The sequence below is a fragment of the Bacillus haynesii genome, from assembly GCF_001969855.1.
GTDB classification, from domain to species: Bacteria; Bacillota; Bacilli; order Bacillales; family Bacillaceae; genus Bacillus; species Bacillus haynesii.
This window is the reverse complement of the sequence record NZ_MRBL01000006.1, coordinates 152,061-174,354: the sequence shown is the minus strand read 5'-3', so window position 1 is coordinate 174,354 and position 22,294 is coordinate 152,061. Positions and strand designations below refer to the sequence as shown.

Here is a 22,294-nt window from a genome sequence, read left to right as displayed (position 1 = left end):
TGATTAGACGGTATGTTCCGATTCCATTATCATTGAAAAGTGAAAGGGGTGGAATAAAATGTATGAAACAACTGTCGAAACACGCTTCGGAAAGCTGAAAGGCAGAGCGGAAAACGGAGTCCGTATCTTTAAAGGCGTTCCTTACGCAAAACCTCCCGTCGGCGACTTAAGGTTTCGGGAACCGCAGCGAATGGAGGCCTGGGAAGGTGAGCAGGATGCTTTTCAATTTGGGCCGGTTTGTCCGCAGCCTGACGGGGTATTGCCCCAATCAGAGGGGATTCAAAAGTCTGAGGATTGCCTTTATTTAAATGTATACGCACCTGAAGAGGCGGATGGGGATCTGCCTGTTATGGTTTGGATTCATGGGGGCGCTTTTTATCTCGGCGCCGGAAGTGAACCGCTCTATGACGGGACTCAGCTTGTAAAGCAGGGAAAGGTGATCGTGGTCACCATCAATTATCGCCTCGGTCCGTTCGGTTTTTTGCATCTTTCTTCAATAAATGATTCCTACAGCAGCAACCTTGGCCTCTTGGATCAAATCGCGGCTCTCGAGTGGGTGAAAGACAATATCGCTTTCTTTGGCGGAGACCGTCATCATATTACGGTATTTGGAGAATCGGCGGGATCGATGAGCATCGCTTCGCTTTTGGCGATGCCGAAAGCAAAGGGGCTTTTCCAACAGGCCATTATGGAAAGCGGGGCTTCCGCAACTATGTCCGAAAAGCTTGCGAAAGCTGCAGCAGAAAGATTCTTAAGGATTCTCGATATTGATCATCATCACCTGGAGCGCCTTCGCGATGTATCTGATCAAGAGCTTCTTCAAGCCGCCGATCAGCTGCGCTCTTTAATGGGAGAAAATATTTTTGAATTGATATTTCTGCCTGCACTTGATGAAAAAACCTTGCCGCTGAAGCCTGAGGCCGCCGTCGCAAAAGGCGCGGCAAAAGAGATCAATCTATTAATCGGAACAAACCGTGATGAAGGCGCCTTGTTTTTTCCCTCTGATTCGAATCTTTTACCTGAGAGCAAGATCAACGAGATTTTAGAAGAATACATGGGAAAAGAGGCCGCCCAAGCCGCCTCGTCTCTGTATCCGAGAACATTGGAAGGCCATGTTGATATGATGACAGATCTGATCTTTTGGCATCCGTCCGTAGTGTTCGCTTCGGCTCAATCACGACATGCATCTGTCTTTATGTACCGGTTTGACTGGTATGCCGATTCAGAGCATCCGCCGTTCAACAAAGCGGCGCACGGCTTAGAGATTCCGTTTGTATTTGGAAATATGGACATTTTGGAACAGCTGACATGTACGAAGGCCAGTGAAGAAGCGGAGCTGCTTGCTAAACAGATCCAGGCTGCCTGGGTGTCTTTTGCCCGATCCGGAAATCCAAGCACCGATCATGTCAGCTGGCCTGAATATGATGAAGATTTACGGAAAACACTCATATTTGATCAAAAAATTACGATTGAAAGCGACCCTCATTCAGAGAAGAGAAAGATGTTGACAGCCTCTAACCCGCAGATTTAGAACAAACGGCTGACCTGTGTGGTCAGCCGCTTTGATGATAGCGTTCGCTTTGAATGGCTTCAAGCGATTTGCCGCGCGTTTCCGGCGCCATACGGAGCCCGATGATCATATGAACGACGAGAAATGCAATCATGACGGCGCCGGCTGTTTTAAAGCCCAATCCCGTAATCATCGCAGGAACGACCAATGAGATGAGTCCGACGCCGATACGGACGATGAAGAACATGAAGCCTTGGGCGAGTGCCCTGTATTTCGTATGAAAAAGCTCTGCCGCCCACAGTCCGTAAAACGCCTGTGCTCCAAAACCCGCAGAAATGCCCCACAGGCATACGAATAATAAAAGCTCTGTGATGTTCATTGTGCCGAAGGTGAGGATGACCCATGCGGCGGTTGCCATAGCTGCTCCGATGCCAAAAAGCGTTTTCCGATTGACTTTATCGCCGAGACGGATAAAGACGAAGTATGTGGACGCCACTGTCAAAATCCATAAAAATGCCTGCAGCATGTTGGCTTGCGCCGCTGTTAAACCGCCGACCGTCTCATAGATATACGGCATGAAATATCCCATCGTCCCGGCAACAAGGTTCCAAAACGCGTAAATTCCGATGAGGAGAATCATGGCGTGGAGGTTCGCTTTGTTGGTCAACAGCTCTTTGATCGACGCCTTTTCTTCAACTCCTTTTGCTTTGTCTTCGGCTTCTTTTCGCTTTTGCTCCTCCCAGATGGACGATTCGTGAATCTGCTGCTGCAAAATCCAGGTGATGACTGCGACGACGAATAGTTGAGCAAAAATCAACCGGCTTCCCATTAAACCGAGCGGCGCCAAGGCAACCGATAACAGCAGCGTAAGCGCCGGTCCGACCGACCATGCCAGCTGCCCCCAGCCGACCCGTCCGGCCCGCTCATGATCAGGGGCCTCCTCAGCAATGTAAGTCCAAGCAGCCGGAATCGCTGCGCCTACCGCAATTCCCGTCACGATGTATCCGGTTAAAAGCATGGGAAAATTAAACGACACGGCGATCAGTAAAACGCCAAGCATATAGACGAATAGATCGTATTTGTATATGAATTTTCTCCCGTAACGGTCGACTAAAAAACCGCCGAGAAAAGCGCCGATCGCCGCGCCGAAACCATTTGCGCTTAAAGCGCCGAGAAGCCCGACCCGGGCGTCGTCCAACCCTAAATATTCAACCCATAACGAAAGCCCGCCGGCTCCCGCGACAATTGATCCCGCCTCCAAATAGTTGGACATGGCAACCGTGATCGTCGATTTCAAACTGCCTTTTTTTCTCCCTGGCATGATTCGCTCCCCTTTCAAATCAGAATTCTTTTCTGACAGAAGCCGGATTGATGCGTTGAATGCTGGATTTTTCCTTAGTGAGTCACGCAAAATTGTAAGCGTTATCATTTTCTGGTGATTCCGACCCTGCATCCGTTCCAGCCTGCGGGCTGTTCCGAATGTTTTGCTTATAGTATTACTTTATTCGGGAAACAAAAATAAATCAACATATAAATCAGAATATTACGTCTGAATAGTTTTGTTTTTGTTTGAAATTTTTTCTCGAAAAACTGCCATTATATCAATTTTTTATTAAAAAACCGAAACTTTTCCTCTGGAAAAATAGTATATTTAAACTAAGTATATTTTACTATGAGGAGGAATTTTTCAGATGAGTATATTAAGCAGGTTCAAAGACATTATGGCCAGCAATATTAACGCTTTGCTGGATAAAGCGGAGAACCCGGAAAAAATGGTGGATCAGTACGTCAGGAACTTAAACAGCGACTTAAACAAAGTAAAGGCGGAAACGGCGTCCGTCATGGCGGCCGAGCAAAGGGCAAAAAGAGAACTGGCGGATTGCCGGGCGGAAATCGACAAGCTCGAGCGCTATGCAATGAAGGCTTTGGAAGCCGGCAGTGAGGCGGATGCCCGAACATTTTTAGAAAAGAAAGCGGTGCTGGAAACGAAGGCGTCCGAATTAGAAACTGCATGTCAAACGGCGTCATCCAATGCGCTTCAAATGAAAAAAATGCACGATAAGCTCGTTTCAGATATCGGGGAGCTTGAAGCGCGCCGCGCCGAGATCAAAGCGAAATGGACAGCGGCGAAAACACAGGAAAGAATGAATAAACTCGGTTCATCTGCGGCAAATGCCAACCATTCAATGTCCGCTTTCGGCAGAATGGAAGAAAAGGCCAACCGGGCGCTTGATGAAGCGAATGCGATGGCTGAACTGAACGCCGCTCCTCAAGATGACATAGAAGACCTGAAGGCTAAATATGACAGCCCTTCTGACGTGAATGATGCGCTTGCCGCATTGAAAGCGAAAATGGCGGGTCAAAAGTCATAACAATTTGAAATGAATAAAGTGAGAGGTTAAGAGACATGGTGATTTCTTATAAATGTCCGGGCTGCGGGGATGACATGGCCTTTGCCGCTGAATCGGGCGCGCTCGCCTGCCGGAGCTGCGGGAGACAGGACAAGATTGAAAACATTCCGGAAGAATTGAAAACAGCGAGATTTACTGAAGATGAAGCAACAGAATATCATTGCCAAAACTGCGGCGCTATTTTGATCACTGAAAAAGAAACGACGGCTACATCCTGCAGCTTTTGCGGAGGAGCGGCAGTGATCGCCGACCGCCTGTCCGGAAACCTTGCTCCGGCAAAGGTCATTCCTTTTACAATCAGCAAAGAGGAAGCGGCAGACGCGTTTCGCAAGTGGTGCAGAAAAGGGCTGTTAACACCAAAGGGCTTTATGTCGGCTGACCGGATTAAAAGCATTACAGGCATGTATGTCCCTTTCTGGATGTACGATTTAAACAGCAAAGTTCAGGTCAGCGCCCGCTGCACAAAGGTACATAGGTATACACAGGGCGATTACATCTACACGAAGACCGAACATTATGATGCGTTTCGCGATATCAATCTCGACTACATCAAAGTCCCGGTGGATGCATCAGAAAAGATGAACGATGAATTGATGGACAAATTGGAGCCCTATCCGTATGATCAGCTGAAAGATTTTAAAACGGCCTATTTGGCAGGCTACATCGCTGAAAAATATAATTACGATGATGAAGAGCTTTTTCCGCGGGCGAAAAGCAAAATCAGCGGCTACATCGAGTCATATATCGATTCCACCCTATCCGGATACAGCTCAGTCGATGTGAAAACGAAACACGTCGATACGCAGAAAATGAAAAGCTTTTATGTGCTTTTGCCCGTCTGGATGGTCAATTACAACTACAAACAGAAGGATTACATTTTTGCCATGAACGGACAAACGGGAAAAGTCGTCGGCAAGCCGCCGATCAGCTCATTTAAAGAAAAGATGTGGTTCAGCGGACTGGCCGTCTTCATATTTGCGGTCTGGAAAATCATCGCTGCTGTGATGGGAGGCGGGGCGTGATGAGAAGTGTATTGAGAAGTGCAATGATCTTATGTATGATTTTCCTTGTCTTCATCCCTATAGCCTCCGGTGCGGCAGCCTCTGAACAGAAGCGGTATATTTATGATGAAGCCGGGCTTCTGACCAAACAGGAAATCGAGAAGCTGGAGACGCTGGCAGCCAAATTGGGCGCCGAACGGGAAACCGACTTTATCATTGTGACAACCAATGATACAAACGGCCGCGATGTGAAGAGGTATGCGGAGGACTTCTATGACGAAAAAGCGCCCGGCTATCAGAAGAAGCACGGAAATGCAGCCGTGTTAACGGTTGATATGGAGCATAGAGAAGTCTATCTTGCCGGCTTTAAAAAGGCTGAAGAATATTTGAATGACGCCAGGCTGGACAAAATTAGAGAAAAAATTACGCCGGATATATCTGACAACCATTACGAGGCCGCATTCGAAATGTTTATGAAAGCGGCGTATGATGATATGGAGAAGAAACCGTGGGCGGACAGCATTTTTTTTAAGACGTGGTTTCAATTGCTTGTGTCGGCAGTCATCGCGGCAATTGCCGTCGTCATCATGAAATACAATTCAGGCGGCAAAGTGACCGTAAGTGCAAGCACTTATATGAACGGTGATACATCCGGAGTGATCAGAAAGAATGACGAGTACATCAGAACGACCGTCACAAAACAGAGAAAACCGTCCAATAATAAAAGCTCTGGCGGCGGAACGACGAGCGGAGGACATTCGCACAGCGGCAGCCGGGGAAGCTTTTAGAAAGGGAAAGGAAGAGCTTAAATGGTGTTTTTTAAAAATCAATTTGCAAATGTAGTAGAGTGGGATGAATTTCGCGATGATATGATTTTCTATAAATGGAACAACCGCGAAATCAAAAAGGGGAGCCGGCTGATCATTCGCCCCGGTCAGGATGCCGTCTTTTTAAACAATGGAAAAATCGAAGGCATTTTCCAAGATGAAGGCGACTATGATATCGAATCCGAAATTATTCCTTTTTTATCTACTTTAAAAGGTTTTAAATTTGGCTTTAACAGCGGGATGCGCGCCGAAGTTCTGTTTGTCAACACGAAGGAGTTTACCGTCAAGTGGGGGACGAAGAATGCCATCAATATCCCGGCTGCAGGACTTCCGGGCGGCATGCCGATCAGGGCGAACGGCACATTTAACTTTAAGGTGAATGATTATGTCGCATTAATCGATAAAATTGCCGGTGTGAAAGATCAGTATGTTGTGGAAGATATCAAAATACGGATCACATCCATTCTTGATCAGCTTCTGATGAAGTGGATCACAAAAGAAGGAAAAGATATGTTCAACCTTCAAGCCAACGCCTTTGATATCGCAAAAGGGATCAGGGAAGACCTTGATATGGAGATTATCAGCGACGGTATGACGATAACAGGCTTTAACATTATGAGTTTCAATTATCCGAAAGAAATCCAGGATATGATCACGAAAAACGCATCCCACGGCATGGTCGGCGATCTGAACAGATATCAGCAGATTTCCATGACAGACGGCATGGCTTCAGGAAAGATGACAGGCGGCGGTGCCGCATCTGATATGGCCGGCATGATGATGGGGATGAACGTAGCGAACCAAATGATGAATCAGATGAACCAAAATCAGCAGGGACAGACACAGACGCCCCCAAGCGCGCCGCAGCCAGCGGCAAAGCCGAACTTCTGTCCGAACTGCGGAACGAAAACGGGCGAAGCCAACTTCTGTCCGAACTGCGGGCAGAAGCTTGTGTAAGCGAAGGGGTCGATTTAAGAAAGAAGATACCAGCAAAGTTGGTATCTTCTTTGTGAATGAGTGTTTTCACTACCGGCACGATCACCGGCAGACCAAGCTGGAAAACAGACGGAGCAGAAGCTGATCCTGTTGCGCAAGTCGGATCAATTGCATGATCAGAGCGCCCGCCGTATTCTATATATAACAATGTGAATGTCGGATGAAAAGAATGCGGCATACATCAATCAAGGATGTACAAAATAATTAAAGGAAACAACCTGGAGGAAAAGCGACATGGAATTAGGCATCAGCACCTTTGTAGAAACGACCCCTGATATCAAAACCGGAAAAGTCATCAGCCATGCAGAGCGGCTGCGTGAAGTAGTGGAGGAGATCGTCCTTGCCGATCAGGTAGGCTTGGATGTATTCGGAGTAGGAGAGCATCATCGCCAAGATTACGCAGCTTCTTCTCCTGCCGTCGTCCTGGCCGCAGCGGCTGCACAGACGAAGCGCATCAGATTAACGAGCGCGGTCACCGTGCTGTCGTCGGCTGATCCTGTCCGTGTTTTTCAGGATTTTGCGACGCTCGACGGGATTTCAAACGGCAGGGCGGAAATCATGGCGGGCCGCGGGTCTTTCATCGAATCCTTTCCGCTGTTTGGATATGATTTAGACGATTATAATGAGCTCTTTGAAGAAAAGCTTGATTTGCTGCTTGAGTTGCAAAAGTCGGAAAGGGTCACATGGAGCGGCAAGCATCGTCCGGCTATTCAAAATACAGGCGTGTATCCGCGCCCTGTGCAGAATCCGCTGCCTGTATGGATCGGAAGCGGCGGAAACCAGGAATCCGTCGTTCGCGCCGGCCTGCTCGGCCTGCCGCTGGTTCTCGCCATCATCGGCGGGAGTCCGCAGCAGTTTGCTCCGCTTGTTGAGCTTTATTATAAAGCGGCGGAACATGCCGGGCATGATGCCTCAAAGCTGACTGTCGCTTCCCATTCCCACGGCTTTATTGCAGAGGATACCGAGACGGCCGCCGATCGGTTTTTCCCATCCACCCAGCAGGCCATGAATACGCTCGCAAGGGAGCGGGGCTGGGGGCCGTACAGCCGGTCGAGCTTCGATGCAGCCAGAAGCTTTGAAGGGGCGCTCTATGTAGGCGATCCCGAGACGGTGGCGGAAAAAATTATTCATCTGCGCAAGAATGTCGGGATCACTCGATTTTTGCTTCACGTTCCGGTCGGTTCGATGCCGCACGAAGATGTCATGAAGGCGATTGAACTTTTTGGAACAAAAACGGCGCCGCTCGTCAGGGAAGAAGTGTCCCGCTGGGAGGCATCTGAAAGGTCATAACATAAAAGGCCCGCGCGTCGGTGCTCACGAATAGGAGAAGGATCGGCGGCTAACCGCTCAGGCGTCCTGCCTGAGCGCCGCCGTCATCACATCCTGTGAAAGTCAGCTTCCGATGCTCGGCCTTCCTAGACTGCAAGGGTTTTCAATCACGCTGAAAGGATGACAAAATCCCAAAACTAAGAGCAGTTTTGGGATTTTGTCAACAATTCTGAGGCCCGCGCTTTGCGCGGGCCTTTTATTTCATATAATGCTTTTTGAAATCCGGATGAATCGAAAATTTACGGCGCAAATGGATCAGGTTTTCGCCGAAACTTTCCTCCAATACCTCTCTGTGCTTCTCCATGATTTCCATCAGGTACAAATCATGAATCATCACTTCGGTAATCGGCATCACCAGGCCTACATGCATCGTCCAGGCTGCGCGGCTGTCTTTCCCGTGGGAGACAATGCCGGCCACGACTTCCGAATCGTCGACGCTGAATACGAGCCAGCGTCCGTCGTACTCTTCTGTAATTTGCGTGCTGCTGTCATGGAGATAGACATTGGCGAAGTCAGCTTCAATGTCCCCGTACGCAATGATGGTGACGATGACGCCTTTTTTTGCGGCCTCTTTGAGTTCCGGCTCCAATTCAGGAAAATCCTCTTTCCAAATTTCCAGGAGAATCCTTTTCCCGGCTGATGATATACACGCCTTTACTTTATCAAGAATCTCGCTTCGTCCGGTGATGTTCCAAATATTTTCCCGGTCATTTGCAGTGCGCTCAAACTTCTCGAAATGTTTTTCTGCCTGTTCAAAAGTCTCTTCCGCTTTCATCCGCCGGTTTTTAATCAGTTCCTTGGCGGGTACGGGAATGTATTGCGGTGTGTTGCCGTAGCTGACGAAAATATCGCCGCGGATCACGAGGCTCTCCAGCACTTCGTATATTTTCGAGCGGGGAACACCCGATTTTTTTGCCACCGCATAGCCTGTCAGCGGAGATTCTTCCAAGAGCGCCAAGTATGCTTTCGACTCATACTCGGTGAAATTCAGGTTTTTCAGTACGTCTAATATGTTTTTCTTCATAAGCCCTCCAGCTTCAACAAGAGTCGCTACCTTTGTCACTCATATTTTGCTGGATGTATTGATTTATTTCAAGTCCGCTGATACACTTTTTATAAGTGGTTACTCAAGTAGTCACTATATAAAAATCAGTATGGGGGGAGACACCTGATGGATAGCCTGCTGTCATACATATCGATTGCCGCCATGATGGTGGTGATACCCGGAGCTGATACGATGCTTGTGGTGAAAAACACGCTTCGATACGGTCCGAACGCCGGGCGCTGCAATGTTCTCGGGTTGGCGACGGGGCTTTCTTTCTGGACGCTGATTGCCGTTCTCGGCTTAGCGGTGGTGATTGCGAAGTCGGTGATTCTGTTCAATACGATCAAATACTTGGGGGCGGCCTATTTAATATATTTAGGCATTAAAAGCTTTTTCGCGAAAAAAATGTTTTCTTTGGAGGACTTACAAGCCGAGAAGAAGAAAACCGAAAACTCATCAAGCCGGCATTACAGGGATTCGTTTATGCAAGGATTGTTCAGCAACGTTCTGAATCCGAAAACTGTTTTGGTCTATATCACGATTATGCCTCAATTTATTAACTTAAGAGAAAGCGTTAACCAGCAGTTGATCATCCTCGCTTTAATCCTTACTTTTCTTGCTGTGTTTTGGTTCCTCATCCTCGTATATTTGATCGATTTCGCAAAGAAATGGCTGAGAAGCGTGAAATTCCAGAAGATCTTTCAAAAAGCTGCGGGTCTGGTGCTTGTCGGATTTGGCGTTAAAACGGGTTTAGATTGATATTGGAGAACGAGTGAGCGCTTTGGCTCACTTTTTTTGTTTATTTGTCAACGATTATTTGATAGAAAATACTAGATGAAATAAGAGTGCTATGGTTATTCGTTGACATTTTGACAACAATTCTATATATTTATACCGACTTGGTCTTTTGGCTGATAGATTGATACATTTTTAGTGTGAGAGGAGAAAAGCTCGTGGGTGAACAAAAGAAAAATCAGCTGGGAGCGTTGCTGAAAGAGCATTTGCGAAAAAGGTCATTATCTTTAAGAGAATTGAGCGAACGCGCTCAAATCGATAAAGCAACCATCTCAAGAATCATGAATGGCAAAAGAAAAGCAAACCTGAACCATTTGCAAAGGTTTTCTGAAAGCCTCGGCGTTTCTTTTGATGAGCTGATGACAGCGGCCGGCTATGCGATGGAGAAGGCGCGGGAAAGCGAACGTCAGGATATTCACTCGTCAGTTGCCGAAATTGAAGATGTTTTGCAAACCTCAAATGTCTATGATCGGTCCTTTACCATGGAAGAACTGAAAAACAAATTGAATGAGTACGAACAATATTCTCAGACGGAGGAAGGAAAGCGCACCATTATGGCTGAGTTTGAATCTAAGGTCGAGAAAGTCGCAGGCATTGGTCCTTTTCTGACCCGTTTGCACGACATGTACAGCAGATTTACCTCGGGGCGGGGGACGCCGCGTGAATTGCTGCTGATGGGCGGCGCTTTGCTGTATTTCATCGTTTCTGTTGATGTCATACCGGATTATATTTTTCCGATCGGCTATATTGATGATGCCGCAGCGGTTCATTTCGTTTTCAACCAGCTGACGCATAAATCATGATGGAGCATGTTCAAGATGAAAAGAAAGCATATCAACATTGACATCAGTCTGCTGCTCATTCTATTTTGTTTGTTTATCATCAGTCTGCTGGCCGTTTACAGCGGGTCGGGCCAGTATGAAACACAGGACCCTTTTTATTTTGCCAAACGGCAGGTCTTTTGGTATCTTGTCGGGTTTGGCGTCATGGCGGGAACGGCCTACATCGACTACGAGCTGCTTGAACGATTGGCGCTTCGTTTATTTGTGGGAGCCGTTTTTCTTTTGATTCTCGTTCATTTTTTTGGAACTTACAAAAACGGTTCGCAAAGGTGGATCAGCTTCGGGGTCATCGAAATCCAGCCTTCAGAATTTATGAAGATCATTTTGATTCTTCTGCTGGCTTCGATACTCAATCAATATCAGCATAAAAGTTTCTCCTTCACCGAGAGCATCATGCCGACGGGGAAAATCATGATGTACACGGTAATTCCGTTTTTCTTCATATTGGTTCAGCCTGATTTAGGGTCCGCATTGGTGATTTTATCGATCGCATTCACGTTGATGCTGGTCTCGGGGATTTCGGGCAGGATGATCATGTCCCTGTCACTTGGATTCATGGCATTGGTCGCCTTTTTGACATATTTGCACAATCATTACTTTGAGATTTTTTCAAAGATTATTAAGCCTCACCAGCTTGACCGGATATACGGCTGGCTCAGTCCCCATGAACATGCCTCTACATATGGATACCAGCTGACGCAGGCGTTATTGGGGATCGGATCGGGCCAGATGTCAGGAAGCGGCTTTACTCACGGAATCCAAGTTCAGGGAGGGAAAATTCCGGAGGCTCATACCGATTTTATTTTCGCTGTGATTGGGGAAGAATTCGGTTTTTTGGGTGCCGTCACATTAGTCTGTCTGTATTTTTTGATGATCTACAGAATCATTAGGATTGCGATCTCGTCCAACAGTCTGTTCGGTCTTTATATATGTGCGGGGGTTGCGGGGTTGATTGTATTCCAAGTGTTCCAAAATATCGGGATGACGATCGGGTTAATGCCGATCACGGGGCTCGCTCTTCCGTTTATCAGCTATGGCGGCAGCGCGCTGCTGACCAACATGATCGCTTTAGGTCTCGTTTTCAGTGTGAATATCAGATCTAAACATTATATGTTTGGGAATGATTGGGGATGAAGGTGTTCAAAATGATTCTTTCCCATCTAAAGAAACTGGATTATGTATTGATTGCCGCGGTTCTGTTTTTATCCGTGTTTGGCTTGCTGATGGTATACAGTGCCGGCTACCCCCTCGGATATATGAAGTATCATGATGGCAGCTATTTTTTTATGAAGCAGCTGCAGTGGCTGCTCATCGGTTTAACCTTTTTTTCAGCTGCCGTCTTTTTTCCTTACAAAGCTTACAGCAAACTCATCCGGTTTTTGGTGAAGATTTCTTTTTTGCTGCTGATTCTCGTTTTGCTGCCGGGAATCGGGATGGAGAAAAACAATTCCCAAAGGTGGATTCAATTCGGTTCGCTCATGATTCAGCCGTCTGAGGCTGTGAAGCTTGTGATGGTTATTTATTTCGCCTATGTGTATGCAAAAAAGCAGAGATACATCGCCGATTTCGGAAAGGGCGTCATGCCGCCGCTGCTGATTTTGGCCGCTGTGTTTTTTTTGATTTTAAAACAGCCCGACTTGGGGACTGCTGTTTCGATCCTGTTAAGCTGCGGAGCGGTTCTGTTGTGCGCCGGCCTCAGAATACGGCACTTGCTGCTTCTCGGAACAATGGCAGGGGCGGGCATCGCATATTTTGCTATGACAGCGCCGTACCGGTTAAAAAGGCTGACATCGTTCAGCGATCCTTTTCAAAATGAAAACGGAGACGGCTACCAGTTGATCAATTCGTACCTTGCCATTGATTCGGGCGGTTTATTGGGGAATGGATTGGGGAACAGCGTTCAAAAGCTGGGATTTCTTCCTGAAGCCCATACGGACTTTATCATGGCGGTCATCACCGAAGAACTCGGCGGTATCGGGCTGTTGATGATCATCGGGGCCTACCTGTTGATCATGTTCAGAGGCGTTCGGATCGCTGCGCAAATCGATGATCCGTTTGGAAAGTTGCTGGCAGTCGGGCTTACTTTCCAGATTATGATTCAAGCGTTATTTAACCTGGGCGCTGTTTTCGGCCTTCTTCCCATTACCGGAATTCCTCTTCCGTTTGTCAGCTACGGAGGTTCTTCGTTAATGTTCATGCTGATGTCAGCCGGGATATTGGTCAACCTCTCCTCACATGTTAAGCGGGGAGTTAAAAAGGATGAGACCTTTCTTTTGTAGAGGGCTTTTTCCAAATTTTGAAGTGGAGAATTTTAAATTTCAGCTTAAAGTTACAATTGTACAATTGACCAGATGATCCTGTCATCAGGAATATATCTTCTCATATCGTATTTGACGGTGACGCGTTTTTATCCATATAAACGCATTCATATTGATAAATAAAGGAAATCGTGATATATTCAAGATGTGAAACAGAATAATCTCTTTATATGAATGCATAAACTAAAAAAGACCGGAAGATGCGGCAACATCTCCCGGAAGCAACAGAGAGGCTCCATAAAAAGGAGTCGGCTCTATTTTTAGATCCCAATTAAAAAGTAAGATCGTCTTGGTGTGGGAATCAAGGGCGATCTTACTTTTTTTTGTCGTTAGATGACAGAATTGCCACTACAAGAATGCCGAAAGACACCATGAGTTGCAAGGCCTCTGATACTGTCACATGCTCACCCCCTTTCTCTCCAAGAGATGGAGGGTGAGCCGACCGCCCTTATATAGAACCGAACTGTTGCCAACCCTTATTATACCAAAAAGTAGAGCTGTTTCCACAAATGCCCGTTGACAAGTAAATTTGAAAAACCGCAGTTTTCTTAAAACGTTCTGCGGTCAAACTGAGTAAATGCTGTTTTTTCTTAGCCGGAACCCTGCTCATTCTTCTGCAGCTGATCTAGTGCAAAACAGGCCGGTTCATTAAACCCGGCCTGTTTGAAATATCTTGTTCATTTATGCGGGACGCGCGGCAAAAATCTGGAAGGTAACGCCGAACGGATCAGTGACAATGCCGTATGCGGGACTGAAATAAGTTTCCTTCAGCTCAAGCTTGACCTCGCCTCGCTCGCTCAGCTTGCCGAACAGCCGCTTGGCCGACGAAACATCAGCTGCCGTTACGCAAATGGACAATTGGTTTCCGCTTTGGAAAGGCAGTTCAGGAATGACGTCGGCGACCATCAGGACGGCGTCGCCGATTGTCAAAACGGCGTGTGCGATGAAATCCAATTCGTCTTCCTTAAAATTCGCCGCCTCATCTGCGGGGCCTTCACCAATCGTCTGACTGAACTTTACTTCGGCATCGAGTACATCACGGTAATAATCAATCGCTTCCTTTGCTCTTCCATTCATCAGGATATAAGGTGTGAATTGCGTTTTCATAGGGGGAACATCTCCTTTTTTTGTTGATCTAAGGAGATTGTATATTATAATGGTGACAGCTTATGTCATGGTTAAAAAATGATTGGAGGTTTTCATGTCTAAAGCGAAACGATTGAATGAAATGATCATGCTGGTAAACCGGAAAAAACGATTTACGGTCGGGGAGCTGGCGCGGGAATTCGGGGTTTCCAAGAGAACGGTTTTAAGGGATTTGCAAGAGCTCAGCGAAATGGGGGTGCCCCTCTATTCTGAAACCGGTCCCCACGGAGGATATCAGGTGTTAAATGAAAGGATACTTCCTCCCATCGCCTTCAGTGAGAACGAAGCGATCGCCATCTTCTTTGCGATCGATGCACTGAAGCATTATATATCCCTGCCGTTTGACGCCCAGTACGAATCCATCAAAAAGAAATTTTATTTAAATCTTTCAGGAGATATCCGGGATGCGATTGACAGTATGAAGGACCGTGTTGCTTTTTATACGCCTTATGAGCAAAAAGACGACATTCCGGTTTTAAAGGTGCTGCTTGAGGCGGCCGTTCAGCAAAAGGTGTTGATCATCGAATATGAAGCAAATGGCGCAGCAAGCAAGAGGAACATTCAGCCGATCGGAATCTATGCCAATCAAGGGAAGTGGTATTGCCCGGCTTACTGTTTTTTAAGAAAGGATTACCGCATCTTCAGGTGCGACCGGATCAAGTGGGCCGAGCTTGATGAACATATGGCTCCGATTGATTTGTCCGGTCTCAATTTAAAGAACCGTTTTTCGGCTTTGTCCCGGCCAAAGGAGACATTGGAATTATCCGCCGAGCTGACAAAAAAGGGAGTAGAGCGGCACGGTTCACTCAAATGGCCGCACCTTGAACTGCATGTAAGAGAAGACGGGTCCGGCGTGCTGAAAGGCGAAATCGCGCCGAAGGATATTGATTTTTTTGCGGATTATTTCATTTCATTCGGCCGGGAAGCGGTTATTCAGAAGCCTTCCGAATTAATCGAAAGGATGAGGCGGACATTATCCGATATGCTGAAACAATACGACTGAAATGAAGGCTCCGGTATACCGCAGCCTGCGTTTTTCTGCATTTAAAGCCTCGTAAAAACGCGTGAAGTTGCACATCTCCTTCATCACCCCGTTAAAGACACTCTCAGGAATCGAGAGTGTCTTATTTTTGCCGTCAGAAGAAATTTTTACCCAAAAAAGTTGACGTCAGAATTAAAAGTGAGTATCATTACAAATATGATATTAATATTACATTTGTGTTACAAAGAAAAATGATATGTTACGAGTTTAAAAGAAGATTGACAAAGGAGCATGCTTATGAAAAAAGCGATGGCTATTTTAGGATTCCTTGTACTCACAGCATCGCTGCTATTTATCATCAATAAAGGAACATCTCAAATAAACGCTTCACAAAATAGAAAAGCCGCGGTTCACACGGAATATTACAAAGACATCAGTTCGCTTTCTTTTCCGGTATTCAGCGATTTGAAGGAAGAAGATGCCCAGCTGGCCAACGATGCGGTAAAACTTCATTTAAAAAACTCCTATAAAGAATTTCAAAAAATCGTTAAAGATGCCGAAAAGAAGGATAAGGATGACGAAAACGTTTATGAAACGTCCTACAAAGTCAAATACAACGAGGAAGGCAAACTGAGCTTTTTAATCTATGACTATCAGTTCTCCGGCGGTGCGCACGGCATGTACACCGTTACATCCTACAACTTTGACTTTGACAAGCATAAACAAGTCGTGCTGACTGACGTATTAAACAATCAGGCGAAAATCGAAAAGGCAAAAAACTATATTTTCAACTATATCAACGAACATCCGGAGCAGTTTTATTCAGATCTTAATAAGAGCGATATCCGCTTGGATGAACATACGGCTTTCTATTATACAAGCAGCGGAATTTCAATCGTATTTCAGCAGTATGATATCGCCCCGTATGCGGCCGGAAACCAGGAAATAAAGCTTCCGTCGACGCTTTTATATTAGCCCGGTATTAGATCCAATATTCGTAATAGAAACAGAGAGAGCAAGTCATGAAACAGGAGAGTGAGCAGCAATGTCTGGCAAACCATCATTTCGCTGGGTTAAAATGTTGATTTTTTTAACAATATTAATAGGTGTAGCGGGGTACTCTTACAATAAGGTGTCAAGCAACAGTCAAGAGCCCCCTCAACCAAAAAAAGATCGCGGCCAATCCGGCCTCGGTGTCGAATCCATGGTCAGCGACAGCAAACAAGAGAGGTATGCCATCCACTATCCGGTGTTTCACATAAAAGAAATCGATGAACAAATAAAAGCTCATGTGAATCAAGAATTGGCCGCTTTTAAAGAGGATAACGCAAAGGCACGGGCTCAGGATGAAGACGGGCCTTTTGAACTGAACATCAAATATAAGGTTGTCTATTACACAAAAGATACGGCCAGTGTGGTGCTGAATCAATACATAGATGCCGGCGGCGTTTCGGGTACAACGTCTGTCAAGACGTTTAACGCTGATTTAAAACAGAAAAAGCTGCTGTCCCTTCAAGACCTGTTTGAAGAGAATTCAGATTTTCTGAACAGGATTTCAAGCATTGCCTATCAGGAATTGAAAAATCGGAATCCGTCTGCTGACATGGCTTTATTAAAAGAAGGGACAAGCCCTCAGGAAGAACATTTCAGCCGCTTCGCGCTCCTTGAAAACGAAGTGGAATTTTATTTTGAGAAAAAACAAACCGGTCTTGAGCAGTCTGTAAAAATAAAAAAAGATTGGGTAAAAGATATTTTAAAAGACCGATATCAGGATATGAAAAAGAATCGTCTTCAGGCAAAACCTGAGCAGAAGCCTGTTCCGCTTCCGAAACAAGCGAAAATAAATCCTGATGAAAAAGTGATTGCTCTCACATTTGATGACGGCCCGAACCCCACTACAACAAATAAAATATTAAACGCTTTACAGAAGCATGAAGGGCATGCGACCTTCTTCGTGCTTGGAAGCAGAGCTCAATATTATCCCGAAACGATAAAACGGATGCTGAAGGAAGGAAACGAAGTCGGCAACCATTCCTGGGACCATCCGTTATTGACAAGGCTGTCAAATGAAAAAGCGTATAAGGAAATTAACGACACGCAAGAAATGATCGAAAAAATCAGCGGACACCTGCCTGTACACTTGCGCCCTCCATACGGCGGGATCAATGATTCCGTCCGCTCGCTTTCAAATCTGAAGATCTCGTTGTGGGATGTTGATCCGGAAGATTGGAAGTACAGAAATAAACAAAAGATTGTCAATCATATCATGAGCCATGCGGGAGACGGAAAAATTGTCTTAATGCACGATATTTATTCAACGTCCGCAGAAGCGGCTGAAGAGATTATCAAAAAGCTGAAAGCAAAAGGCTATCAATTGGTAACTGTATCTCAGCTTGAAGAAGTGAAGAAACAGAGAGGATATTGAATAAATGAGAAGAAAGCGCCATATCGGCGCTTTTCTTTTGCAAGAAAATATAGGGAAAATGGTATTTGTTAAAAATTCCAAATATTTATACAATAGCATATGTTTCACATTGAAAGGGGAGGAGAATCATGAAACAATACAAACGGCTTTATGCCCGATTGCTGCCGCTGTTATTTGCGCTCATCTTCTTGCTGCCTCACTCTGCAGCAGCGGGGGCAAGTCTTAATGGGACGCTGATGCAGTATTTTGAGTGGTACATGCCGAATGACGGCCAACATTGGAAACGCTTACAAAACGACTCGGCATATTTGGCTGAACACGGTATTACTGCCGTCTGGATTCCCCCGGCATATAAGGGAACGAGCCAAGACGATGTGGGCTACGGCGCTTACGATCTGTATGATTTAGGGGAGTTTCATCAAAAAGGGACGGTTCGGACAAAGTACGGCACAAAGGGAGAGCTGCAATCTGCGATCAACAGTCTTCATTCCCGGGACATCAACGTTTACGGCGATGTGGTCATCAACCACAAAGGCGGCGCTGATGCGACCGAAGATGTAACCGCTGTTGAAGTCGATCCCGCCGACCGCAACCGCGTCATTTCAGGAGAACAGCGAATCAAAGCGTGGACACTTTTTCATTTCCCGGGGCGCGGCAGCACATACAGCAATTTCAAATGGCATTGGTACCATTTTGACGGAACCGATTGGGACGAGTCCCGTAAACTGAACCGCATCTATAAGTTTCAAGGAAAGGCATGGGATTGGGAAGTTTCCAATGAAAACGGCAACTATGATTACTTGATGTATGCCGACATCGATTATGATCATCCTGATGTCGCGGCAGAAATAAAGAGATGGGGAACGTGGTATGCCAATGAGCTGCAATTGGACGGATTCCGCCTTGATGCCGTCAAACACATTAAATTTTCTTTTTTGCGGGATTGGGTCCATCATGTCAGGGAAAAAACGGGGAAGGAAATGTTTACGGTAGCCGAATATTGGCAGAATGACTTGGGCGCGCTGGAAAACTATTTGAACAAAACAAACTTTAATCATTCAGTGTTTGACGTGCCGCTTCATTATCAGTTTCATGCTGCATCGACACAGGGAGGCGGCTATGATATGAGGAAATTGCTGAACGGAACGGTCGTTTCCAAGCATCTGTTGAAAGCGGTTACATTTGTCGATAACCATGATACACAGCCGGGGCAATCGCTTGAGTCGACTGTCCAAACATGGTTTAAGCCGCTCGCTTACGCTTTCATTTTGACAAGAGAATCAGGTTACCCGCAGGTTTTCTACGGGGATATGTACGGGACGAAAGGAGCCTCGCAGCGCGAAATTCCTGCCCTGAAACACAAAATCGAACCGATTTTAAAAGCGCGAAAACAATATGCGTACGGAGTACAGCATGATTATTTCGACCATCATGACATTGTCGGCTGGACGAGGGAAGGCGACAGCTCGGTTGCAAATTCCGGTTTGGCGGCGTTAATAACAGACGGACCCGGCGGGACAAAACGAATGTATGTCGGCCGGCAAAACGCCGGTGAGACATGGCATGACATCACCGGAAACCGTTCGGAGCCGGTTGTCATCAATTCGGAAGGCTGGGGAGAGTTTCACGTAAACGGCGGGGCGGTTTCGATTTATGTTCAAAGATAGAAGTATACAGTGATAGGACGGATTTTCTAAAGGAAATCCGTTTTTTTTATTTTCTCCTTCTTATAAAATTTCTTTGATTACATCTTATAATTAATTTTAACAAGGTGTCATCAGACCTAAAAAGGACTTGCTGACAGTTTGAATCGCATAAGTAAGGCGGGGATGAAATGGCAACGTTATCTGATGTAGCAAAGAAAGCAAATGTGTCGAAAATGACAGTATCGCGGGTGATCAATCATCCTGAGACTGTGACGGATGAATTGAAAAAGCTTGTTCATTCCGCAATGAAGGAGCTCAATTATATACCGAACTATGCAGCAAGAGCGCTCGTTCAAAACAGAACACAGGTCGTCAAGCTGCTCATACTGGAAGAAATGGATACGACAGAACCTTATTATATGAACCTGTTAACGGGAATCAGCCGCGAGCTGGACCGTCATCATTATGCTTTACAGCTTGTCACAAGGAAATCTCTCAATATCGGCCAGTGCGACGGCATTATTGCGACGGGGTTGAGAAAAGCCGATTTTGAAGGGCTGATCAAAGTATTTGAAAAGCCTGTCGTTGTATTCGGCCAAAATGAAATGGGCTACGATTTTATTGATGTTAACAATGAAAAAGGAGCCTATATGGCAACACGTCATGTCATTGGGCTGGGCGTCCGCAATGTTGTCTTTTTTGGAATCGATTTGGATGAGCCCTTTGAACGGTCAAGGGAAAATGGCTATCTTCAGGCGATGGAAGGCAGTCTGAAAAAACCGGCGATTTTCCGGATGGACAACAGTTCAAAAAAAAGTGAAGCACGCGCGCGGGAAGTGCTGGCATCCCTTGATGCACCGGCAGCGGTGGTTTGCGCTTCCGACCGCATCGCGCTCGGGGTCATTCGCGCGGTGCAATCGCTCGGCAAAAGAATTCCGGAAGATGTCGCGGTCACCGGCTATGACGGGGTGTTTCTCGACCGGATCGCTTCGCCTCGCCTGACAACGATCAGACAGCCTGTTGTTGAAATGGGAGAGGCTTGCGCGAGAATCCTGCTGAAAAAAATCAATGAAGCCGGAGCGCCGCAAGGCAATCAATTTTTTGAGCCGGAGCTTATTGTCCGCGAATCGACTTTGTAAGGCGTCTCATTCTGTTACCGTTAACAAGCTGAAAATGATTGTTCCTGTTATGCCGTCATGATAATTTCAGAATAAAAGCCGGTTCATCACAGCCGGACAACCAAAAAGGGGGAAACATGATGGAATATGCAGCGATACATCACCAGCCTTTCAGCTCTGATGCCTATTCTTACGATGGACGGACATTGCACATCAAAATCCGTACAAAAAAGGATGATGCCGATCACGTCCGCTTCATTTGGGGCGATCCTTACGAATACACCGGCGGCACATGGAATGCGAACGAGCTTGCGATGGCGAAAATTGCCGCAACAAGCACGCATGATTACTGGTTTGCCGAAGTGGTGCCTCCATTCAGGCGTCTGCAATACGGGTTTATCCTTACAGGCACTGATGAGCAAGACACTTTTTACGGAAGCAATGGTGCATGTCCGTTTGCCGGGAAAACGGCGGATACGGGCAAGCACTGTTTTAAATTTCCGTTTGTTCATGAGGCAGATACGTTTGATGCACCTGACTGGGTCAAATCAACCGTCTGGTATCAAATTTTTCCGGAGCGCTTTGCCAGCGGGCGGGAAGATTTGTCTCCGGAAAACGCTTTGCCATGGGGAAGCAAAGATCCCGAGGTGCACGATTTTTTCGGAGGGGATTTGCAGGGGATTATGGACAAGCTGGACTATTTGAAAGACTTGGGGGTGGGCGGCATCTATTTGACGCCGATCTTTGCCGCGCCTTCCAATCATAAATACGATACATTGGACTATTGCTCCATCGATCCGCATTTTGGCGATGAGGAACTCTTTCGCACGCTGGTCAGCCGGCTTCACGAGCGGGGAATGAAGATCATGCTTGACGCTGTTTTTAATCACATCGGCAGCGCTTCGCGAGAGTGGCAGGATGTCGTCAAAAACGGTGAAAAGTCCCGTTATAAAGACTGGTTTCATGTTCATTCTTTCCCTGTTAAAGAAGGCGGCTACGATACATTTGCGTTTACGCCCGAGATGCCGAAGCTCAATACCGCCAACCCGGAAGTTCAGGCTTATTTACTTGATATCGCGCTGTACTGGATACGCGAATTTGATATCGACGGCTGGCGTTTGGATGTGGCGAATGAAGTCGATCATGCGTTTTGGAAGAAGTTCCGTCAAGCCGTTACTGCAGAAAAGCCCGACATTTTTATATTGGGCGAAATCTGGCATCAGGCTGATCCGTGGCTTAGAGGAGACGAATTTCATTCGGTTATGAACTACCCGTTCACAGAACCGATGATTGACTATTTTGCAGACGGATCGATTTCAGCTTCGCAAATGGCGAGCCGCATCAATTCGCATCTCATGAGCGGGATGAAGCAGGTCAATGAGGTGATGTTTAATTTGCTGGACAGTCATGACACGAAGCGGATTTTGACAAGATGCGGAGGAGATGACAAAAAGGTGCGCTCTCTTTTGGCATTCATGTTTGCTCAGACAGGCTCGCCGTGCATTTATTACGGAACCGAAATCGGGCTGGACGGCGGGGATGACCCATTGTGCCGGAAGTGCATGGTTTGGGAAGAAGAGAAACAGAATCAAGAGATGCTCACATTTATGAAACGGCTGATCGCTTTGCGAAAACAAGAAAATGATGTATTGACATATGGAGCGCTCGAGTGGAGGCTGGTTGACGACGAAAACGATTTTGTCAGTTTTTCTCGAACACATGAAGGAAAAGAGTTGATCTACTTCTTCCACCAGGGCAGCGAGGTGCGCCGTGTCAGATTGCATGATTTGAAGATTGCAAGCGACAAAAGAATATATGATGCGTGGTCGGAAGAAGCGCTCCATCATGATGATGCGGTCGACATACAGCCAGGCGGTTTTTTCATTTTGGGGGCGGTTTAAAT

General features: G+C 46.4%; 20 protein-coding genes. 16 read left to right on the top strand and 4 right to left on the bottom strand.

The features are described 5' to 3' along the window. Positions 1-58 precede the first annotated feature (58 nt). Positions 59-1,531, top strand: a complete 1,473-nt coding sequence (locus tag BTA31_RS06760; RefSeq protein ID WP_076790166.1) for a carboxylesterase/lipase family protein — start codon at positions 59-61, stop codon at positions 1,529-1,531. Between the two features lie 22 nt (positions 1,532-1,553). On the opposite strand, the gene BTA31_RS06755 is transcribed toward BTA31_RS06760, so the two are convergent. Next, complete coding sequence (locus BTA31_RS06755; protein ID WP_043928550.1) at positions 1,554-2,831, bottom strand: MFS transporter; 1,278 nt, start codon at positions 2,829-2,831, stop codon at positions 1,554-1,556. A 370-nt stretch (positions 2,832-3,201) separates the two neighbouring features. On the opposite strand from BTA31_RS06755, the gene BTA31_RS06750 reads away from it, so the two are divergent. The 5 genes from BTA31_RS06750 to BTA31_RS06730 all read left to right on the top strand — a co-directional run bounded on the left by BTA31_RS06750 (position 3,202) and on the right by BTA31_RS06730 (position 8,035). Continuing rightward, complete coding sequence (locus BTA31_RS06750; protein ID WP_076790163.1) at positions 3,202-3,882, top strand: PspA/IM30 family protein; 681 nt, start codon at positions 3,202-3,204, stop codon at positions 3,880-3,882. A 35-nt stretch (positions 3,883-3,917) separates the two neighbouring features. After that, positions 3,918-4,943 (top strand): TFIIB-type zinc ribbon-containing protein, encoded by a 1,026-nt coding sequence (locus BTA31_RS06745; RefSeq protein WP_076790160.1) that lies wholly within the window; start codon positions 3,918-3,920, stop codon positions 4,941-4,943. Then, complete coding sequence (locus BTA31_RS06740; protein WP_076790156.1) at positions 4,943-5,710, top strand: TPM domain-containing protein; 768 nt, start codon at positions 4,943-4,945, stop codon at positions 5,708-5,710. Before BTA31_RS06745 ends, BTA31_RS06740 begins: the two co-directional genes overlap by 1 nt. Before the next feature lie 21 nt (positions 5,711-5,731). Then, positions 5,732-6,706, top strand: a complete 975-nt coding sequence (locus BTA31_RS06735; RefSeq protein ID WP_076790154.1) for an SPFH domain-containing protein — start codon at positions 5,732-5,734, stop codon at positions 6,704-6,706. Between the two features lie 273 nt (positions 6,707-6,979). Next, positions 6,980-8,035, top strand: coding sequence for an LLM class flavin-dependent oxidoreductase (locus BTA31_RS06730; protein WP_076790151.1), 1,056 nt, complete (start codon positions 6,980-6,982; stop codon positions 8,033-8,035). A gap of 235 nt (positions 8,036-8,270) precedes the next feature. Here BTA31_RS06730 and BTA31_RS06725 read toward each other — a convergent pair whose 3' ends face one another. Then, complete coding sequence (locus tag BTA31_RS06725) at positions 8,271-9,098, bottom strand: TrmB family transcriptional regulator (protein ID WP_076790149.1); 828 nt, start codon at positions 9,096-9,098, stop codon at positions 8,271-8,273. Between the two features lie 147 nt (positions 9,099-9,245). On the opposite strand from BTA31_RS06725, the gene BTA31_RS06720 reads away from it, so the two are divergent. From BTA31_RS06720 to ftsW, 4 genes are all read left to right on the top strand, one after another. After that, on the top strand, positions 9,246-9,878 hold the full coding sequence (locus tag BTA31_RS06720; RefSeq protein ID WP_076790147.1) for a homoserine/threonine efflux transporter: 633 nt from the start codon (positions 9,246-9,248) through the stop codon (positions 9,876-9,878). A gap of 194 nt (positions 9,879-10,072) precedes the next feature. Then, entirely contained in the window at positions 10,073-10,717 is a 645-nt protein-coding gene (locus tag BTA31_RS06715; protein ID WP_076790144.1) for a helix-turn-helix domain-containing protein, read from the top strand. Positions 10,718-10,732: 15 nt separating this feature from the next. After that, complete coding sequence (gene rodA, locus BTA31_RS06710; protein WP_076790142.1) at positions 10,733-11,890, top strand: rod shape-determining protein RodA; 1,158 nt, start codon at positions 10,733-10,735, stop codon at positions 11,888-11,890. Further along, positions 11,887-13,035 (top strand): putative lipid II flippase FtsW, encoded by a 1,149-nt coding sequence (gene ftsW, locus BTA31_RS06705; RefSeq protein ID WP_076790138.1) that lies wholly within the window; start codon positions 11,887-11,889, stop codon positions 13,033-13,035. The genes rodA and ftsW overlap by 4 nt, the downstream gene beginning before the upstream one ends. Before the next feature lie 352 nt (positions 13,036-13,387). Here the strand turns inward: ftsW and BTA31_RS23685 are convergent, their stop codons facing one another. Together BTA31_RS23685 and BTA31_RS06700 are read right to left on the bottom strand one after the other, a co-directional pair. Next, positions 13,388-13,474, bottom strand: coding sequence for a putative holin-like toxin (locus BTA31_RS23685; RefSeq protein ID WP_003179417.1), 87 nt, complete (start codon positions 13,472-13,474; stop codon positions 13,388-13,390). Positions 13,475-13,755: 281 nt separating this feature from the next. Continuing rightward, positions 13,756-14,181, bottom strand: a complete 426-nt coding sequence (locus BTA31_RS06700; protein ID WP_043928101.1) for a VOC family protein — start codon at positions 14,179-14,181, stop codon at positions 13,756-13,758. Between the two features lie 94 nt (positions 14,182-14,275). Between BTA31_RS06700 and BTA31_RS06695 the strand changes: the two genes are divergently transcribed. From BTA31_RS06695 to BTA31_RS06670, 6 genes are all read left to right on the top strand, one after another. Then, the gene (locus BTA31_RS06695) at positions 14,276-15,223 is read left to right on the top strand and encodes a helix-turn-helix transcriptional regulator (protein WP_076790134.1); all 948 of its coding nucleotides are present in this window, start codon (positions 14,276-14,278) and stop codon (positions 15,221-15,223) included. Positions 15,224-15,499: 276 nt separating this feature from the next. Continuing rightward, the gene (locus BTA31_RS06690) at positions 15,500-16,177 is read left to right on the top strand and encodes a DUF3298 and DUF4163 domain-containing protein (RefSeq protein WP_076790127.1); all 678 of its coding nucleotides are present in this window, start codon (positions 15,500-15,502) and stop codon (positions 16,175-16,177) included. Positions 16,178-16,247: 70 nt separating this feature from the next. After that, positions 16,248-17,627 carry a polysaccharide deacetylase family protein gene (locus BTA31_RS06685; protein ID WP_076790123.1) on the top strand — a complete coding sequence of 460 codons (1,380 nt, stop codon included), beginning with the start codon at positions 16,248-16,250 and terminating at the stop codon, positions 17,625-17,627. A 128-nt stretch (positions 17,628-17,755) separates the two neighbouring features. Beyond that, complete coding sequence (amyS, locus tag BTA31_RS06680; RefSeq protein WP_076790119.1) at positions 17,756-19,294, top strand: alpha-amylase; 1,539 nt, start codon at positions 17,756-17,758, stop codon at positions 19,292-19,294. Between the two features lie 167 nt (positions 19,295-19,461). Further along, a complete protein-coding gene (locus BTA31_RS06675) occupies positions 19,462-20,412 on the top strand; it encodes a LacI family DNA-binding transcriptional regulator (RefSeq protein WP_076790116.1) in 951 nt (316 codons plus the stop codon). 116 nt (positions 20,413-20,528) lie between these two features. After that, positions 20,529-22,292 carry a glycoside hydrolase family 13 protein gene (locus tag BTA31_RS06670; RefSeq protein WP_076790110.1) on the top strand — a complete coding sequence of 588 codons (1,764 nt, stop codon included), beginning with the start codon at positions 20,529-20,531 and terminating at the stop codon, positions 22,290-22,292. Positions 22,293-22,294 lie beyond the last annotated feature (2 nt).

Excerpts from the sequence above, each read along its gene's own strand:
- BTA31_RS06760 (WP_076790166.1), top strand. The coding sequence starts at position 59 with ATGTATGAAACAACTGTCGAAACACGCTTCGGAAAGCTGAAAGGCAGA.
- BTA31_RS06755 (WP_043928550.1), bottom strand. The coding sequence starts at position 2,831 with ATGCCAGGGAGAAAAAAAGGCAGTTTGAAATCGACGATCACGGTTGCC.
- BTA31_RS06750 (WP_076790163.1), top strand. The coding sequence starts at position 3,202 with ATGAGTATATTAAGCAGGTTCAAAGACATTATGGCCAGCAATATTAAC.
- BTA31_RS06745 (WP_076790160.1), top strand. The coding sequence starts at position 3,918 with ATGGTGATTTCTTATAAATGTCCGGGCTGCGGGGATGACATGGCCTTT.
- BTA31_RS06740 (WP_076790156.1), top strand. The coding sequence starts at position 4,943 with ATGAGAAGTGTATTGAGAAGTGCAATGATCTTATGTATGATTTTCCTT.
- BTA31_RS06735 (WP_076790154.1), top strand. The coding sequence starts at position 5,732 with ATGGTGTTTTTTAAAAATCAATTTGCAAATGTAGTAGAGTGGGATGAA.
- BTA31_RS06730 (WP_076790151.1), top strand. The coding sequence starts at position 6,980 with ATGGAATTAGGCATCAGCACCTTTGTAGAAACGACCCCTGATATCAAA.
- BTA31_RS06725 (WP_076790149.1), bottom strand. The coding sequence starts at position 9,098 with ATGAAGAAAAACATATTAGACGTACTGAAAAACCTGAATTTCACCGAG.
- BTA31_RS06720 (WP_076790147.1), top strand. The coding sequence starts at position 9,246 with ATGGATAGCCTGCTGTCATACATATCGATTGCCGCCATGATGGTGGTG.
- rodA (WP_076790142.1), top strand. The coding sequence starts at position 10,733 with ATGAAAAGAAAGCATATCAACATTGACATCAGTCTGCTGCTCATTCTA.
- ftsW (WP_076790138.1), top strand. The coding sequence starts at position 11,887 with ATGAAGGTGTTCAAAATGATTCTTTCCCATCTAAAGAAACTGGATTAT.
- BTA31_RS06700 (WP_043928101.1), bottom strand. The coding sequence starts at position 14,181 with ATGAAAACGCAATTCACACCTTATATCCTGATGAATGGAAGAGCAAAG.
- BTA31_RS06695 (WP_076790134.1), top strand. The coding sequence starts at position 14,276 with ATGTCTAAAGCGAAACGATTGAATGAAATGATCATGCTGGTAAACCGG.
- BTA31_RS06690 (WP_076790127.1), top strand. The coding sequence starts at position 15,500 with ATGAAAAAAGCGATGGCTATTTTAGGATTCCTTGTACTCACAGCATCG.
- BTA31_RS06685 (WP_076790123.1), top strand. The coding sequence starts at position 16,248 with ATGTCTGGCAAACCATCATTTCGCTGGGTTAAAATGTTGATTTTTTTA.
- amyS (WP_076790119.1), top strand. The coding sequence starts at position 17,756 with ATGAAACAATACAAACGGCTTTATGCCCGATTGCTGCCGCTGTTATTT.
- BTA31_RS06675 (WP_076790116.1), top strand. The coding sequence starts at position 19,462 with ATGGCAACGTTATCTGATGTAGCAAAGAAAGCAAATGTGTCGAAAATG.
- BTA31_RS06670 (WP_076790110.1), top strand. The coding sequence starts at position 20,529 with ATGATGGAATATGCAGCGATACATCACCAGCCTTTCAGCTCTGATGCC.